A 13,841-nucleotide genomic window follows, 5' to 3' on the forward strand; every position below is an offset into this window, starting at 1 on the left:
GGGGATATCCGTGTCAGTGGAACTTTGGCAGCAGTGCGTGGAGCTTCTGCGCGATGAACTGCCTGCCCAGCAATTCAACACCTGGATCCGTCCGCTACAGGTCGAAGCCGAAGGCGACGAGTTGCGCGTCTATGCGCCTAACCGTTTCGTTCTCGATTGGGTCAATGAAAAATACCTGGGGCGCTTGCTCGAGCTGTTGGGCGAAAACGGCAGCGGCATTGCACCTGCCCTTTCCTTATTAATAGGTAGCCGCCGCAGCTCGGCTCCCCGGGCTGCGCCTAACGCGCCGGTCAGCGCCGCCGTGGCGGCCTCGCTGGCGCAGACCCAGGCACACAAAGCTGCCCCGACACCAGCAGCGGTCGAGCCAATTGCTGTGGCCGCAGCCGAGCCGGTGCTGGTCGACGAACTGGCCGAGCCGTCTTCACGTGACAGCTTCGATGCCATGGCCGAGCCCGCTTCGGCACCTGCCAGTAGTGGCCGCGCCGAACAGCGCACCGTGCAGGTTGAAGGCGCGCTCAAGCACACCAGTTACCTGAACCGTACCTTTACCTTCGACACTTTCGTTGAAGGTAAGTCGAACCAGCTGGCGCGCGCGGCTGCCTGGCAGGTGGCGGACAACCCCAAGCATGGCTACAACCCGCTGTTCCTTTATGGCGGCGTGGGCCTGGGTAAAACCCACCTTATGCATGCTGTGGGTAACCACCTGCTCAAGAAAAACCCGAATGCCAAGGTGGTCTACCTGCATTCGGAGCGCTTCGTTGCGGACATGGTCAAAGCGCTGCAGCTCAATGCCATCAACGAATTCAAGCGTTTCTACCGTTCGGTGGATGCGTTGCTGATCGACGATATCCAGTTCTTCGCCCGCAAAGAGCGCTCGCAGGAAGAGTTTTTCCACACCTTCAACGCTCTGCTTGAGGGTGGCCAGCAGGTGATCCTTACCTCTGACCGCTACCCCAAAGAGATCGAAGGCCTGGAAGAGCGGCTGAAGTCGCGCTTTGGTTGGGGCCTGACGGTGGCTGTCGAGCCACCGGAGCTGGAAACCCGCGTGGCAATCCTGATGAAAAAGGCCGACCAGGCCAAGGTCGAGCTGCCGCATGATGCCGCCTTCTTCATTGCCCAGCGCATTCGCTCCAACGTACGGGAGCTGGAAGGCGCACTGAAGCGGGTAATTGCCCATTCGCACTTCATGGGGCGCGATATCACCATCGAGCTGATCCGTGAATCGCTGAAGGACCTGCTGGCGCTGCAGGATAAATTGGTCAGTGTGGATAATATTCAGCGAACCGTCGCCGAGTACTACAAGATCAAAATCTCCGATCTGCTGTCCAAGCGGCGTTCGCGTTCTGTCGCACGGCCACGTCAGGTGGCCATGGCCCTCTCCAAGGAGCTGACCAACCACAGCCTGCCGGAAATCGGCGACATGTTTGGTGGCCGCGACCATACGACCGTGCTGCACGCCTGCCGCAAGATCAACGAACTGAAGGAATCCGACGCGGACATCCGCGAGGACTACAAGAACCTGCTGCGGACGCTGACGACCTGATGGAACTACGCTGGCAGGATGCCTACCACCAGTTCAATACGGCGGAAAACGAGCAGCAGCTCTTTCACCAGGTTTCCGCATACTCGAAGCGTCTCGGCTTCGAGTACTGCTGCTATGGAATCCGCGTGCCGCAGCCGGGATCGCAGCCCTTGGTCGAGATCTTCGACACCTATCCGCCGGGCTGGATGGCGCACTATCAGGCGCGCAACTACATCGAGATCGATCCGACCGTGCGCGACGGGGCGGCGAGCCCGAACATGATCATCTGGCCCGACGCCGATGCGGCGGAGCAACCGTCGCTCTGGCGCGACGCGCGCGACTTCGGCATGTCGGTCGGCGTCGCGCAGTCGAGCTGGGCCGCGCGCGGCGTGTTCGGACTGTTGACCATCGCGCGGCGCTCGGACCGCCTCACGCCGGCCGAGATCAACAGCCTGACGCTGCAGGCCAACTGGCTCGCCAATCTCTCGCATTCGCTGATGGGCCGGTTCCTCGTGCCGAAGCTGTCGCCGGCCGCGAGCATCTCGCTCACCAAGCGCGAACGCGAGGTGCTGAGCTGGACCAGCGAAGGCCGCACCGCCAGCGAGATCGGCGAACAGCTCAACATCTCCGAGCGCACCGTCACGTTCCACATCAACAACATCCTCGCCAAGCTCGGCGCGGCCAACAAGGTGCAGGCGGTCGTCAAGGCGATCGGCATGGATGAGGAATGACGGAGGCTTTTTGCTGTGGTGGGACGGTTTGCGTAGCGAGATGCAGCCGATCCACGACAGCCAGGGCGTGTTCGCCGTCCTGGAAAAGGAAGTGCGGCGCCTGGGCTTCGATTACTACGCCTATGGCGTGCGCCACACGATTCCCTTCACCCGGCCGAAGACCGAGGTCCATGGCACCTATCCCAAGGCCTGGCTGGAGCGATACCAGATGCAGAACTACGGGGCCGTGGATCCGGCGATCCTCAACGGCCTGCGCTCCTCGGAAATGGTGGTCTGGAGCGACAGCCTGTTCGACCAGAGCCGGATGCTCTGGAACGAGGCTCGCGATTGGGGCCTCTGTGTCGGCGCGACCCTGCCGATCCGCGCGCCGAACAATTTGCTCAGCGTGCTTTCCGTGGCGCGCGACCAGCAGAACATCTCCAGCTTCGAGCGCGAGGAAATCCGCCTGCGGCTGCGTTGCATGATCGAGTTGCTGACCCAGAAGCTGACCGACCTGGAGCATCCGATGCTGATGTCCAACCCGGTCTGCCTGAGCCATCGCGAACGCGAGATCCTGCAATGGACCGCCGACGGCAAGAGCTCCGGGGAAATCGCCATCATCCTGAGCATTTCCGAGAGCACGGTGAACTTCCACCACAAGAACATCCAGAAGAAGTTCGACGCGCCGAACAAGACGCTGGCTGCCACCTACGCCGCGGCGCTGGGCCTCATCTGAGGCTGATCCAGGCGCCGTAGATGGCCGTCTGCGCAGCTAATTGAAGGCAAGGGACTAGACCATGCATTTCACCATTCAACGCGAAGCCCTGTTGAAACCCCTGCAACTGGTCGCCGGTGTCGTCGAGCGCCGTCAGACCTTGCCGGTCCTGTCCAACGTATTGCTGGTCGTGCAAGGCCAGCAACTGTCGTTGACCGGTACCGACCTGGAAGTCGAGCTGGTAGGCCGGGTGCAACTGGAAGAGCCGGCCGAGCCTGGCGAAATCACTGTCCCGGCGCGTAAGCTGATGGACATCTGCAAAAGCCTGCCGAACGACGCCCTGATCGATATCAAGGTCGATGAGCAGAAATTGTTGGTCAAGGCCGGCCGCAGCCGCTTTACGCTGTCGACCCTGCCAGCCAATGACTTCCCGACCGTGGAAGAAGGCCCGGGCTCGCTGACCTGCAACCTTGAGCAGAGCAAGCTGCGCCGCCTGATCGAGCGCACCAGCTTCGCCATGGCCCAGCAGGATGTTCGTTATTACCTCAACGGCATGCTGCTTGAGGTTTCCCGCAACACCCTGCGTGCGGTATCCACCGATGGTCACCGTCTGGCGCTCTGCTCCATGACTGCGCCGATCGAGCAGGATGATCGCCATCAGGTCATCGTGCCACGTAAAGGTATCTTGGAGTTGGCGCGCCTGCTGACTGACCCGGAAGGCATGGTCAGCATCGTCCTGGGCCAGCACCACATACGCGCCACAACTGGCGAGTTCACCTTTACCTCCAAGCTGGTGGACGGCAAGTTCCCGGACTACGAGCGCGTCCTGCCAAAAGGCGGCGACAAGCTGGTGGTCGGCGATCGTCAGGCACTGCGTGAAGCCTTCAGCCGTACGGCGATTCTTTCCAATGAAAAGTACCGCGGTATTCGCCTGCAACTGGCGGCTGGCCAACTGAAGATCCAGGCGAACAACCCCGAGCAGGAAGAAGCTGAAGAAGAAATCAGCGTGGACTACGAAGGCAGTTCGCTGGAAATTGGCTTCAACGTCAGCTACCTGCTGGACGTGCTGGGCGTGATGACTACCGAGCAAGTTCGTCTGATCCTGTCCGATTCCAACAGCAGTGCACTGCTGCAGGAAGCTGGCAATGACGATTCTTCCTACGTTGTCATGCCGATGCGCCTGTAACCTGTAGCAGGCGAAATGTCCCTTCGACGTATCATGGTCACCGCGGTGCGCAACTTGCACCCGGTGACACTCTTACCCTCCCCCCGAATCAACATCCTTTACGGCGCCAACGGTAGCGGCAAGACCAGCGTGCTTGAAGCTGTGCACTTGCTCGGGCTGGCACGTTCATTTCGCAGTAGTCGCCTGAACCCGGTCATCCAGTACGAACAGCCTGCCTGTACCGTATTTGGTGAAGTCGAGTTGACCGAAGGCGGCACCTGCAAACTGGGTGTATCCCGAGAGCGCCAGGGGGAGTTCACTATCCGCATCGATGGTCAGAATGCGCGAAGTGCCGCGCAACTGGCAGAGCTGCTGCCGCTTCAGCTTATCAACCCAGACAGTTTCCGGCTGTTGGAAGGTGCCCCGAAAATACGCCGCCAGTTCCTTGATTGGGGGGTGTTCCACGTGGAACCTCGTTTTCTGCCAGCCTGGCAACGGCTGCAGAAGGCGCTGCGGCAGCGGAACTCATGGTTGCGTCATGGTACACTTGACCCAGCTTCGCAAGCCGCCTGGGACCGGGAATTGTGCCTGGCCAGCGCGGAAATAGATGAATACCGTCGCAACTACATCAAGGCCTTGAAGCCTGTCTTCGAGCGAACCCTGAGCGAACTGGTCGAGCTGGACGGGTTGACCCTAAGCTACTACCGAGGCTGGGACAAGGACCGGGAACTGCAAGAAGTACTCGCATCCTCTCTCCTTCGCGATCAGCAGATGGGCCATACCCAGGCCGGTCCGCAGCGTGCTGATCTGCGTCTTCGCCTGGCTGGCAACAACGCAGCTGACATCCTGTCGCGTGGTCAGCAGAAGCTGGTGGTATGCGCACTGCGCATTGCTCAAGGCCACCTCGTTAGTCAGGCTCGCCGCGGTCATTGTATTTATCTCGTGGATGACTTGCCGTCCGAACTGGATGACCAGCATCGCCGCGCGCTGTGTCGCTTGCTTGAAGAATTACGCTGCCAGGTGTTCATCACCTGTGTAGATCACGAATTACTGAGGGAAGGCTGGCAGACGGAAACGCCAGTTGCTTTGTTCCACGTGGAACAAGGCCGTATCACCCAGACCCACGACCATCGGGAGTGAAGGCATGAGCGAAAATCAAACGTACGACTCCTCCAGCATCAAGGTGCTGAAAGGTTTGGATGCCGTACGCAAGCGTCCCGGCATGTACATTGGCGACACCGATGATGGTAGCGGCCTGCACCACATGGTCTTCGAGGTGGTCGACAACTCGATCGACGAAGCCCTCGCCGGGCACTGCGATGACATCACCGTCATCATCCACACGGACGAATCCATCAGCGTGCGCGACAACGGTCGTGGCATTCCGGTCGACGTGCATAAAGAAGAAGGCGTTTCTGCGGCAGAGGTCATCATGACCGTACTGCACGCCGGCGGTAAGTTCGACGACAACTCCTACAAAGTATCCGGCGGTCTGCACGGTGTAGGTGTATCGGTTGTTAACGCCCTGTCCGAGAAGCTGGTTCTGACCGTTCGCCGTAGCGGCAAGATCTGGGAACAGACCTACGTTCACGGTGTTCCACAAGCGCCTATGGCGGTTGTCGGTGACAGCGAAACCACGGGTACCCACATCCACTTCAAGCCATCGGCTGAAACCTTCAAGAATATTCACTTCAGCTGGGACATCCTGGCCAAGCGTATTCGTGAGTTGTCGTTCCTCAACTCGGGCGTTGGCATTCTGCTGAAGGATGAGCGCAGCGGTAAGGAAGAGTTCTTCAAGTACGAAGGCGGCCTGCGTGCGTTCGTCGAGTACCTGAACACCAACAAGACGCCGGTCAACTCCCAGGTATTCCACTTCAACGTCCAGCGCGACGATGGCGTGGGTGTTGAGGTCGCTCTGCAGTGGAACGACAGCTTCAACGAAAACCTGCTGTGCTTCACCAACAACATTCCGCAGCGTGACGGCGGTACCCACTTGGTGGGCTTCCGGTCCTCGCTGACCCGTAGCTTGAACAGCTACATCGAGCAGGAAGGCTTGGCCAAGAAGAACAAGGTGGCAACCACCGGCGACGACGCCCGTGAAGGCCTGACCGCGATCATCTCGGTGAAGGTGCCGGACCCCAAGTTCAGCTCGCAGACCAAGGACAAGCTGGTCTCCTCGGAGGTGAAAACCGCCGTGGAACAAGAGATGAACAAGTACTTCGCCGACTTCCTGCTGGAAAACCCGAACGAGGCCAAGGCCGTCGTTGGCAAGATGATCGACGCCGCCCGCGCTCGTGAAGCCGCGCGTAAAGCCCGTGAGATGACTCGCCGCAAAGGGGCGCTGGATATCGCTGGCCTGCCGGGCAAGTTGGCGGACTGCCAAGAGAAGGACCCTGCCCTCTCTGAACTGTACCTGGTGGAGGGTGACTCCGCGGGTGGCTCGGCCAAGCAAGGTCGTAACCGTCGTACCCAGGCGATCCTGCCGTTGAAGGGTAAAATCCTCAACGTCGAGAAAGCGCGTTTCGACAAGATGATCTCGTCCCAGGAAGTGGGCACGCTGATCACTGCGCTGGGCTGCGGTATTGGCCGCGAAGAGTACAACATCGACAAACTGCGTTATCACAACATCATCATCATGACCGATGCTGACGTTGACGGTTCGCACATCCGTACCCTGCTGCTGACCTTCTTCTTCCGTCAGTTGCCGGAGCTGGTCGAGCGCGGCTACATCTACATTGCCCAGCCACCGTTGTACAAGGTGAAGAAGGGCAAGCAGGAGCAGTACATCAAGGACGACGAGGCCATGGAAGAGTACATGACCCAGTCGGCCCTGGAGGATGCCAGCCTGCACCTGGACGAATCGGCACCTGCGGTTTCCGGTGTGCAGCTGGAAGCACTGGTGAATGAGTTCCGTAGCGTAATGAAGACGCTCAAGCGCCTGTCGCGCTTGTATCCGGAAGAGCTGACCGAGCACTTCATCTACCTGCCGGAGGTGACCCTGGAGCAGTTGGGTGACCACGCGGTGATGCAAGCCTGGCTGGCTAAGTTCCAGGAGCGTCTGAACAGCAGCCAGAAGTCTGGCCTGGTTTACAAAGCCAGCCTGCGCGAAGACAAAGAGCGCAACGTATGGCTGCCAGAAGTGGAAGTCACCTCTCACGGCCTGGCCAGCTACGTCACCTTCAACCGCGACTTCTTCGGCAGCAATGACTACCGTACCGTGGTCAACATTGGCTCCAAGCTGTCCAGCCTGTTGGGTGAAGGTGCTTACGTTCAGCGCGGTGAACGCCGCAAGGCAATTGTCGAGTTCAAGGAAGGCCTGGATTGGCTGATGAACGAGACAACCAAGCGCCACACTATCCAGCGATACAAAGGGCTGGGTGAAATGAACCCGGACCAGCTGTGGGAAACCACCATGGACCCGACCGTTCGCCGTATGCTGAAGGTCACTATCGAAGATGCGATCGCTGCGGACCAGATCTTCAACACCCTGATGGGGGACGCGGTCGAGCCGCGTCGTGACTTCATCGAAAGTAACGCGCTGTCGGTGTCGAACCTGGACTTCTGATCAGGTGTAATTCGCCAGGCACTAAAAAGCCCGCTGATGCGGGCTTTTTAGTGCCTGCGATTTATCAGTAACCGCTGAGAATATTCACGATCACACCGCTGGCAATCGCCACCAGCACATAGTCGCCATTCACATACAACCAACGATGATCACGTGGCGGCGCATACAGGTGGCGCGCTTTCCAGTCGGTCACCCAGTAACGGTCACCCCGGTAATGTGGATCGACTGCGTGACCACGCTGCCATTGCTGATGAGGCACCGGCATGCCTTGTTGTGGGCGGAAGTTCGGATCACGGTAAGCAGGACCCCGGCCATTGTCATGGCGACCCTGTTGCTGCGGCTGACCATGTGGCGGATTGCCCTGGTGCGATGGGCCGCCATCATGCCGGTCGGGTGGGCCTGGCTGCGCGAAGCTGGCCAGTGGTGCGCTGAGCACGAGCGCGGCGCAGATCACGGTTAGGGTTTTTTTCATTTGATGCGGTCCTCTGCCTGTTATCGCCTGGCCAGCACTGACTGCCAGATTCGGTTAACTGATCAGACCACGATTTTGCCGGTTTAATGTCAGGACGCAGGTAAAGGTCCGGTAAAGTCAGTCGTCCCCTCAGTTCAAGCCGAGCGCCTTCAGTCGGCGATACAGCGTGCGTTCACTCATACCAAGATGACTGGCCAGTTCGCTACGCGAACCCTTGAACTGCTCCAACGCCTGCGCCAACGCCCCCAAATCATTGCGACGGCTACCCGTTGTGATCGCCCCCGCCGGCCCGATATCTGCCGGAAAGTGCTCAGGCCTGATCAGCCCGTCATCGGCAAACAGCCGCGCCCTTTCCAGTATGTTGCGCAGCTCTCGGATATTGCCCGGAAACGGATGCAGCCCAAGTTGCTGCAAGGCATCGTCACTCAGCCTGGGCGTTGGCTTGCCAGCCATGCGCTGCAGCAGGCTCTGCGCAAGCAGTGGTAGATCTTCCACCCGCTCGCGCAGCGCAGGCAGGCGAATCGGGAAGCCGCTGATACGGTAATACAGGTCTTCACGGAAGGTGCCATCCGCGACCATTTGCTTGAGCGGCTTGTGGGTGGCCGATACCAGTCGGAAATCTGAATGCACCGTGCGCAAGCTGCCAACCGGGCGGAAGCTGCCAGACTCGATCAGGCGCAGCAGCTTCACCTGCATCGCCAGGGGTACTTCACCGATTTCGTCGAGAAACAAGGTGCCGCCATGGGCCGCCTCTGCCAGGCCGATCTTGCGTTGGTGGGCACCGGTGAACGCACCTTTCTCGTAACCGAACAGCTCACTTTCGAACAAGGATTCGGTCAAACCAGTGCAGTCGACCACCACCAGCGGCCCGTTGGCCCGTGGGCTGCCCATGTGTAGCGCGCGCGCGAACAGTTCCTTGCCGGTGCCCGACTCACCCTGCAGCAATACCGGAATCTGCGCGGGTGCCGCACGTTGCAGGCTGGCCAAGGCGGCCTTGAAGGTTGGCGCGCGGCCGACCAAACCTTGCTCCTGGGGCTGTGCCGAGGCGAGGGTGATGGTGGTCAGGCGTTCGACAAAGGCCACCACCCTGCCCTGTTCATCCAGGATTGGCCGCAACTCGACGTCGACGTGCTCGGGGCCGCGTGGTGTGTGATGAATGTGCAACACCCGCTCCGGTACCTTGCTGTCCCACGCCTTGCGCATCGGGCAGTGCTCGCCAGCCTGGTCGCACGGTACGGCATAGTGATGCGAGACCTTGTGGCACTTCTCGCCCAACGGCGCCTGATCATGCCGGCCGAACTGGCGACGATAGGCCGCATTGGCGGCGAGGATGTTGTAGTCGGTGTCCAGCACGATGGTCGGCAGGGCATCGTGCTCAAGGTAGGAAACCAGAGCTAGGATGAGGGGATGGGCTTCAGGCATGACGGCACCGTTTGGATGACCGATGCAGGGTAACAAGGACTGCCAAACACTGCCATTGGCTGACAGTCGACTGCCACCTTCACTGCCAGTCATGCCAACAGCTGTCAGCAACCTGCCCGTTTCATTGGCCCATGCGCAGCAAAAAGCCTGGCATGCATCTTGATAAACCTCCTGTCACTGCCTACGCCTGTACAAGGCGGGGCGGATAAATTGGAGAACGTGATGATCATCGGTAACAACCTTCACGTGGACGCCTTTTTCGACGAGGCGACCTCGACCATCAGCTACTTGGTCATGGACCGTGAAACCCGGCAATGCGCCTTGATCGACAGCGTGCTGGATTATGACCCCAAGTCCGGGCGCACCTGCAGCGCATCGGCGGATCGCCTGATCGAGCGCGTGAGCGAGCTGAACGCCAGCGTGCGTTGGGTGCTGGAAACCCATGTACACGCCGATCATCTTTCAGCGGCTGCCTACCTCAAGGAAAAGCTCGGCGGCCATACCGCTATCGGCGCGCACATCACCCAAGTGCAGAAGGTGTTCGGTGCCTTGTTCAATGCCGAGCCTGCCTTCGCCCGTGACGGCAGCCAGTTCGATGTGCTGCTTGAAGACGAGGAAGGTTTCCGCATTGGCAACCTGCATGCCCGTGCGCTGCATACGCCGGGGCATACGCCTGCATGCATGAGCTTCATGATCGAGGACGCCGGCGAGATCGCAGTGTTCGTCGGCGACACCTTGTTCATGCCCGACTACGGCACAGCCCGGTGTGATTTCCCAGGCGCCGACGCCCGTACTTTGTACCGCTCGATTCGTCGTCTGCTGGCGTTCCCCGACCAGACCCGGCTGTTCATGTGCCACGACTACCTGCCAGGTGGCCGCGATATGCAGTACGTCACCACCGTGGTAGAGCAGCGCGCCCACAACATCCACATCCACCAGGGTATCGATGAGGACAGCTTCGTTGCCATGCGCGAAGCCCGCGACAAGACCCTCGACATGCCGGTGCTTATCCTGCCCTCGGTGCAGGTGAACATGCGCAGCGGCCAGCTCCCCGCGCCGGAAGCAAACGGCGTGAGCTATTTGAAGATCCCGCTGAACAAGCTGTAACCGCCCTGCCCCCATAACCAGATTTTCAGGATTTACCGCCATGCCTGCCTTGTTGTCCCCTGCCAATACCGACCACCACAAGGTGGTCATCGTCGGTGCCGGTGCCGCCGGTATCGCCACCGCCTCCAGCCTGATCAGCCGCGATCCGTCCTTGGATGTGGCTTTGATCGACCCCGCCGAGGTGCATTACTACCAGCCCGGCTGGACCATGGTCGGTGCCGGTGTGTTCAAGGCACCGAGCACCGCCCGCACCATGGCCTCGACCATTCCGCGTGGTGTGCGCTGGGTCAAGGCGCGGGTAGAGGGTTTCGATCCGTTGAGCCAGTTGGTCATGCTCGAAGGTGGCCGCTCCATCAGTTACGAACAGCTGATAGTTTGCCCCGGCCTGAAGCTGGACTGGGCGGCCATCGATGGGCTCAGCGAGACCCTGGGCCGTAACGGCGTCACCTCCAACTATCGTTACGACCTGGCGCCCTATACCTGGGAGCTGGTGCAGAAGCTCAAGCAAGGCCATGCCGTGTTCAGCCAGCCGCCCATGCCGATCAAGTGCGCCGGAGCACCGCAGAAGGCGCTGTACCTGTCTTGCGACCACTGGCTACGCCATGGCTATCTGGGCGCAGTGAAAGCCAGCTTCTTCAATGCGGGGGCTGTGTTGTTCGGCGTAGCGGACTATGTGCCCGCGCTGATGAAGTACATCGAAAAGTACGCCGTCGACCTTAATTTTTCGCACCGTCTGGTCGCCGTGGACGGCCCGAACAAGCGTGCTACCTTCGTGCGTACCCTGGCCGATGGCAGCAGCGAAACCCGCATCGAAAGCTTCGACATGCTCCATGTGGTTCCACCACAGGTGGCGCCAGACTTCATTCGCGAAAGCCCTTTGGCCGATAGCACCGGCTGGGTCGATGTCGACCCGCATACCCTGCGCCATCGCAAGTACACCAATGTGCACGCCCTTGGAGACGTGGCCAACACCAGCAACGCCAAAACCGCTGCGGCTGCCCGCAAGCAAGCACCCGTGGTGGCCAACAATGTGCTGGTAGCATTGGGTCGATTGCCGAGCCTGGCCCAGTACGACGGCTACGGCTCGTGTCCACTTACCGTCGAGCGCGGCAAGATCGTTCTGGCCGAATTCACCTATGGCGGCAAGCTGGCACCGAGCTTTCCAAGCTGGTTGCTGGATGGGCGCAAGCCGACTCGCCTGGCCTGGTTGCTCAAGGCCCAGGCGCTACCACCGTTGTACTGGCAAGGCATGCTCAAGGGCCGCGAGTGGTTGGCACGCCCGCAACTGGTCGCCGAGGGTGGGCAGTGATCGAGCATCAATTACTGGGGGCGGGCTTGGGCGCGATCATCGGCGCTGTGTTGGCGTTGACTGGCGCAGGTGGCGGCATTCTCGCAGTACCCTTGCTGGTGTTCGGTCTTGGCTTGTCGATGGTCGAAGCGGCACCGGTCGGCTTGCTGGCCGTGGGCCTGGCGGCGGCAGTGGGCGCTGTGCTGGGCTTGCGCCAAGGCTTGGTGCGTTACCGGGCGGCATTGTTCATTGCGCTGGTCGGTGTAGCGGCGGCACCCTTCGGGCTGATGCTGGCGCACCGTCTGCCCAATACACCATTGCAGTTGGTGTTCGCCGGGGTGCTGGTTTATGCCTGCTTGCGTATCTGGCGCAAGGCGGCCAGAGAGCTGCGCGGCGAAGCCAATGATGCCCATCGTTACATCGAGCCATGTGTGCTGAATCCGTTGCAGGGCCGTTTGCGCTGGACCCTACCCTGTGCACGCGCATTGGCATTCACGGGTGCCTTGTCCGGGTTGTTGTCCGGCCTGCTGGGGGTGGGCGGTGGGTTTGTCATCATCCCGGCCCTGAACCGCTACACCAACCTGCGCATGGCCAGTATCGTGTCCACCTCGCTGGCGGTGATCGCCCTGGTCTCCACTGGCAGCGTGGTCAGCGCCAGCCTAGCGGGCGTCATGCACTGGCAGGTCGGTGCCCCGTTTGCCGTCGGCGCGGTACTTGGCCTGCTGTTGGCGCGGCCTTTGGCTGCCAGGCTGGCAGGGCCGCGCTTACAGCAGATGTTTGCAGTGGCAGGTTGGACGGCGGCCTTGCTGCTGGCTGGCAAGTCGCTATTGGGCTAGCAGCTCATCCTGCTGCGCCGCGCACAGCGCCAGCAAATAGTCCCACACCACCCGCAGGCGCACCGATTTATGCAGCTCGCGACGGGTGCAGATCCAGTAACTGCGCTGGATGGTTTCGCCAGGCAGCACGCGTACCAGTGTCGGGTCGTGGCGAGCCATGTAGTTGGGCAGCACGGCGATGCCCAGCCCGGCGCGGGCGGCGGCTTGCTGGGCGATCACGCTGGTGCTGCGAAACACCACGTTGGGTGCCCGGCAGAAGCTGTTGAGAAACAGCAACTCCTGGCTGAACAGCAAGTCGTCGACGTAGCCGATCCAGCTGTGCCGGGCCAGGTCTTCGCGGTTGCGCAGTGGTGGCGCGCGGTGCAAATAGTCCTGGCTGGCGTACAGCGCCAGGCGATAATCGGTGAGTTTGCGAGTGATCAGCAGATCGGCGTTGGGCCGCTCCAGGTGGATGCTGATCTCCGCCTCGCGGTTGAGGATGCTGACGAAACGCGGTACGGCCACCAGTTCCACTTCAAGGCCAGGGTAACGCTCGAACAACGCGTTCATGCGTGGGGTGAAGAACATGATGCCGATGCCTTCGGTCACCCCCAGGCGAATCTTGCCCAGCGGCGTGATGGCCTGAGTGATTTCTTCCTGCGCCAGCAGGGCGACGTTCTCCATGGCTTCGGCATGCTTGAGCAAGGCTTGGCCCGAGGGGGTTAACTCGTAACCCTGGGCATGCTGCACGAACAGCGCGGTGCCCAGGCTCTGCTCGATGCTCTCGATGTGCCGGGCCACGGTGCTGTGGGTGGTGTTCAGGCGCTTGGCGGCGGTAAGCAGGCGGCCGCTGCGCTGTAACTCGAGGAAAAACCGCAGATCGTTCCAGTCGAACATGCTGATCCTTTTTGGCAGTTCGTCTCGGCCGTATTCTGGGCATGCCCGCGAAACGGCCGGTACAGGCTTACCGCTGTGCTAAAACGCACAGCGGCTGCGTGAAATCTCGTGTTCCCTCCACGAAATTACTCACTAAGATGGATCGGGACAAGAATAATAATCA

Annotated in this window: 12 protein-coding genes; 9 read left to right on the forward strand and 3 right to left on the reverse strand. The window is 60.6% G+C overall.

Annotated features, from left to right (window positions below; all coding sequences use genetic code 11):
• Nucleotides 1-10: 10 nt before the first annotated feature.
• The 6 genes from dnaA to gyrB all read left to right on the forward strand — a co-directional run bounded on the left by dnaA (nt 11) and on the right by gyrB (nt 7,677).
• Nucleotides 11-1,543 carry a chromosomal replication initiator protein DnaA gene (dnaA, locus tag ACNQP3_RS00005; protein WP_012269841.1) on the forward strand — a complete coding sequence of 511 codons (1,533 nt, stop codon included), beginning with the start codon at nt 11-13 and terminating at the stop codon, nt 1,541-1,543.
• Nucleotides 1,543-2,253 carry an autoinducer binding domain-containing protein gene (locus ACNQP3_RS00010; RefSeq protein WP_416469504.1) on the forward strand — a complete coding sequence of 237 codons (711 nt, stop codon included), beginning with the start codon at nt 1,543-1,545 and terminating at the stop codon, nt 2,251-2,253. The genes dnaA and ACNQP3_RS00010 overlap by 1 nt, the downstream gene beginning before the upstream one ends.
• Complete coding sequence (gene rhlR, locus ACNQP3_RS00015; protein ID WP_347063173.1) at nt 2,243-2,968, forward strand: transcriptional regulator RhlR; 726 nt, start codon at nt 2,243-2,245, stop codon at nt 2,966-2,968. Before ACNQP3_RS00010 ends, rhlR begins: the two co-directional genes overlap by 11 nt.
• Nucleotides 2,969-3,029: 61 nt before the next feature.
• Nucleotides 3,030-4,133, forward strand: a complete 1,104-nt coding sequence (gene dnaN / locus ACNQP3_RS00020; protein WP_016712777.1) for a DNA polymerase III subunit beta — start codon at nt 3,030-3,032, stop codon at nt 4,131-4,133.
• 15 nt (nt 4,134-4,148) lie between these two features.
• Nucleotides 4,149-5,252, forward strand: coding sequence for a DNA replication/repair protein RecF (recF, locus tag ACNQP3_RS00025; protein WP_012269843.1), 1,104 nt, complete (start codon nt 4,149-4,151; stop codon nt 5,250-5,252).
• 4 nt (nt 5,253-5,256) lie between these two features.
• Nucleotides 5,257-7,677 carry a DNA topoisomerase (ATP-hydrolyzing) subunit B gene (gyrB, locus tag ACNQP3_RS00030; RefSeq protein WP_012269844.1) on the forward strand — a complete coding sequence of 807 codons (2,421 nt, stop codon included), beginning with the start codon at nt 5,257-5,259 and terminating at the stop codon, nt 7,675-7,677.
• Between the two features lie 64 nt (nt 7,678-7,741).
• Here the strand turns inward: gyrB and ACNQP3_RS00035 are convergent, their stop codons facing one another.
• Together ACNQP3_RS00035 and ACNQP3_RS00040 are read right to left on the reverse strand one after the other, a co-directional pair.
• Nucleotides 7,742-8,149 (reverse strand): RcnB family protein, encoded by a 408-nt coding sequence (locus tag ACNQP3_RS00035; RefSeq protein WP_060515212.1) that lies wholly within the window; start codon nt 8,147-8,149, stop codon nt 7,742-7,744.
• A gap of 129 nt (nt 8,150-8,278) precedes the next feature.
• Nucleotides 8,279-9,571 carry a sigma-54 interaction domain-containing protein gene (locus ACNQP3_RS00040; RefSeq protein ID WP_012269859.1) on the reverse strand — a complete coding sequence of 431 codons (1,293 nt, stop codon included), beginning with the start codon at nt 9,569-9,571 and terminating at the stop codon, nt 8,279-8,281.
• A 222-nt stretch (nt 9,572-9,793) separates the two neighbouring features.
• Between ACNQP3_RS00040 and ACNQP3_RS00045 the strand changes: the two genes are divergently transcribed.
• From ACNQP3_RS00045 to ACNQP3_RS00055, 3 genes are read left to right on the forward strand one after another with little or no spacing between them, the layout of a single operon-like run.
• Entirely contained in the window at nt 9,794-10,678 is an 885-nt protein-coding gene (locus tag ACNQP3_RS00045) for an MBL fold metallo-hydrolase (protein ID WP_264316685.1), read from the forward strand.
• Nucleotides 10,679-10,718: 40 nt separating this feature from the next.
• Nucleotides 10,719-11,987 carry an NAD(P)/FAD-dependent oxidoreductase gene (locus ACNQP3_RS00050; protein WP_012269861.1) on the forward strand — a complete coding sequence of 423 codons (1,269 nt, stop codon included), beginning with the start codon at nt 10,719-10,721 and terminating at the stop codon, nt 11,985-11,987.
• On the forward strand, nt 11,984-12,802 hold the full coding sequence (locus ACNQP3_RS00055) for a sulfite exporter TauE/SafE family protein (RefSeq protein WP_264316686.1): 819 nt from the start codon (nt 11,984-11,986) through the stop codon (nt 12,800-12,802). The genes ACNQP3_RS00050 and ACNQP3_RS00055 overlap by 4 nt, the downstream gene beginning before the upstream one ends.
• Here the strand turns inward: ACNQP3_RS00055 and ACNQP3_RS00060 are convergent.
• Entirely contained in the window at nt 12,791-13,678 is an 888-nt protein-coding gene (locus ACNQP3_RS00060; protein ID WP_012269863.1) for a LysR family transcriptional regulator, read from the reverse strand. The two genes, ACNQP3_RS00055 and ACNQP3_RS00060, sit on opposite strands and share 12 nt — an antisense overlap.
• Nucleotides 13,679-13,841 lie beyond the last annotated feature (163 nt).

This window comes from Pseudomonas sp. LFS074 (assembly GCF_047978165.1).
Lineage (GTDB): Bacteria > Pseudomonadota > Gammaproteobacteria > Pseudomonadales > Pseudomonadaceae > Aquipseudomonas > Aquipseudomonas putida_P.

Bases quoted from the DNA above. Each gene is read 5' to 3' on its own strand.
- ACNQP3_RS00035 (WP_060515212.1), bottom strand. From the start codon at position 8,149: ATGAAAAAAACCCTAACCGTGATCTGCGCCGCGCTCGTGCTCAGCGCA.
- recF (WP_012269843.1), top strand. From the start codon at position 4,149: ATGTCCCTTCGACGTATCATGGTCACCGCGGTGCGCAACTTGCACCCG.
- ACNQP3_RS00060 (WP_012269863.1), bottom strand. From the start codon at position 13,678: ATGTTCGACTGGAACGATCTGCGGTTTTTCCTCGAGTTACAGCGCAGC.
- ACNQP3_RS00050 (WP_012269861.1), top strand. From the start codon at position 10,719: ATGCCTGCCTTGTTGTCCCCTGCCAATACCGACCACCACAAGGTGGTC.
- gyrB (WP_012269844.1), top strand. From the start codon at position 5,257: ATGAGCGAAAATCAAACGTACGACTCCTCCAGCATCAAGGTGCTGAAA.
- rhlR (WP_347063173.1), top strand. From the start codon at position 2,243: ATGAGGAATGACGGAGGCTTTTTGCTGTGGTGGGACGGTTTGCGTAGC.
- ACNQP3_RS00010 (WP_416469504.1), top strand. From the start codon at position 1,543: ATGGAACTACGCTGGCAGGATGCCTACCACCAGTTCAATACGGCGGAA.
- dnaN (WP_016712777.1), top strand. From the start codon at position 3,030: ATGCATTTCACCATTCAACGCGAAGCCCTGTTGAAACCCCTGCAACTG.
- ACNQP3_RS00045 (WP_264316685.1), top strand. From the start codon at position 9,794: ATGATCATCGGTAACAACCTTCACGTGGACGCCTTTTTCGACGAGGCG.
- ACNQP3_RS00040 (WP_012269859.1), bottom strand. From the start codon at position 9,571: ATGCCTGAAGCCCATCCCCTCATCCTAGCTCTGGTTTCCTACCTTGAG.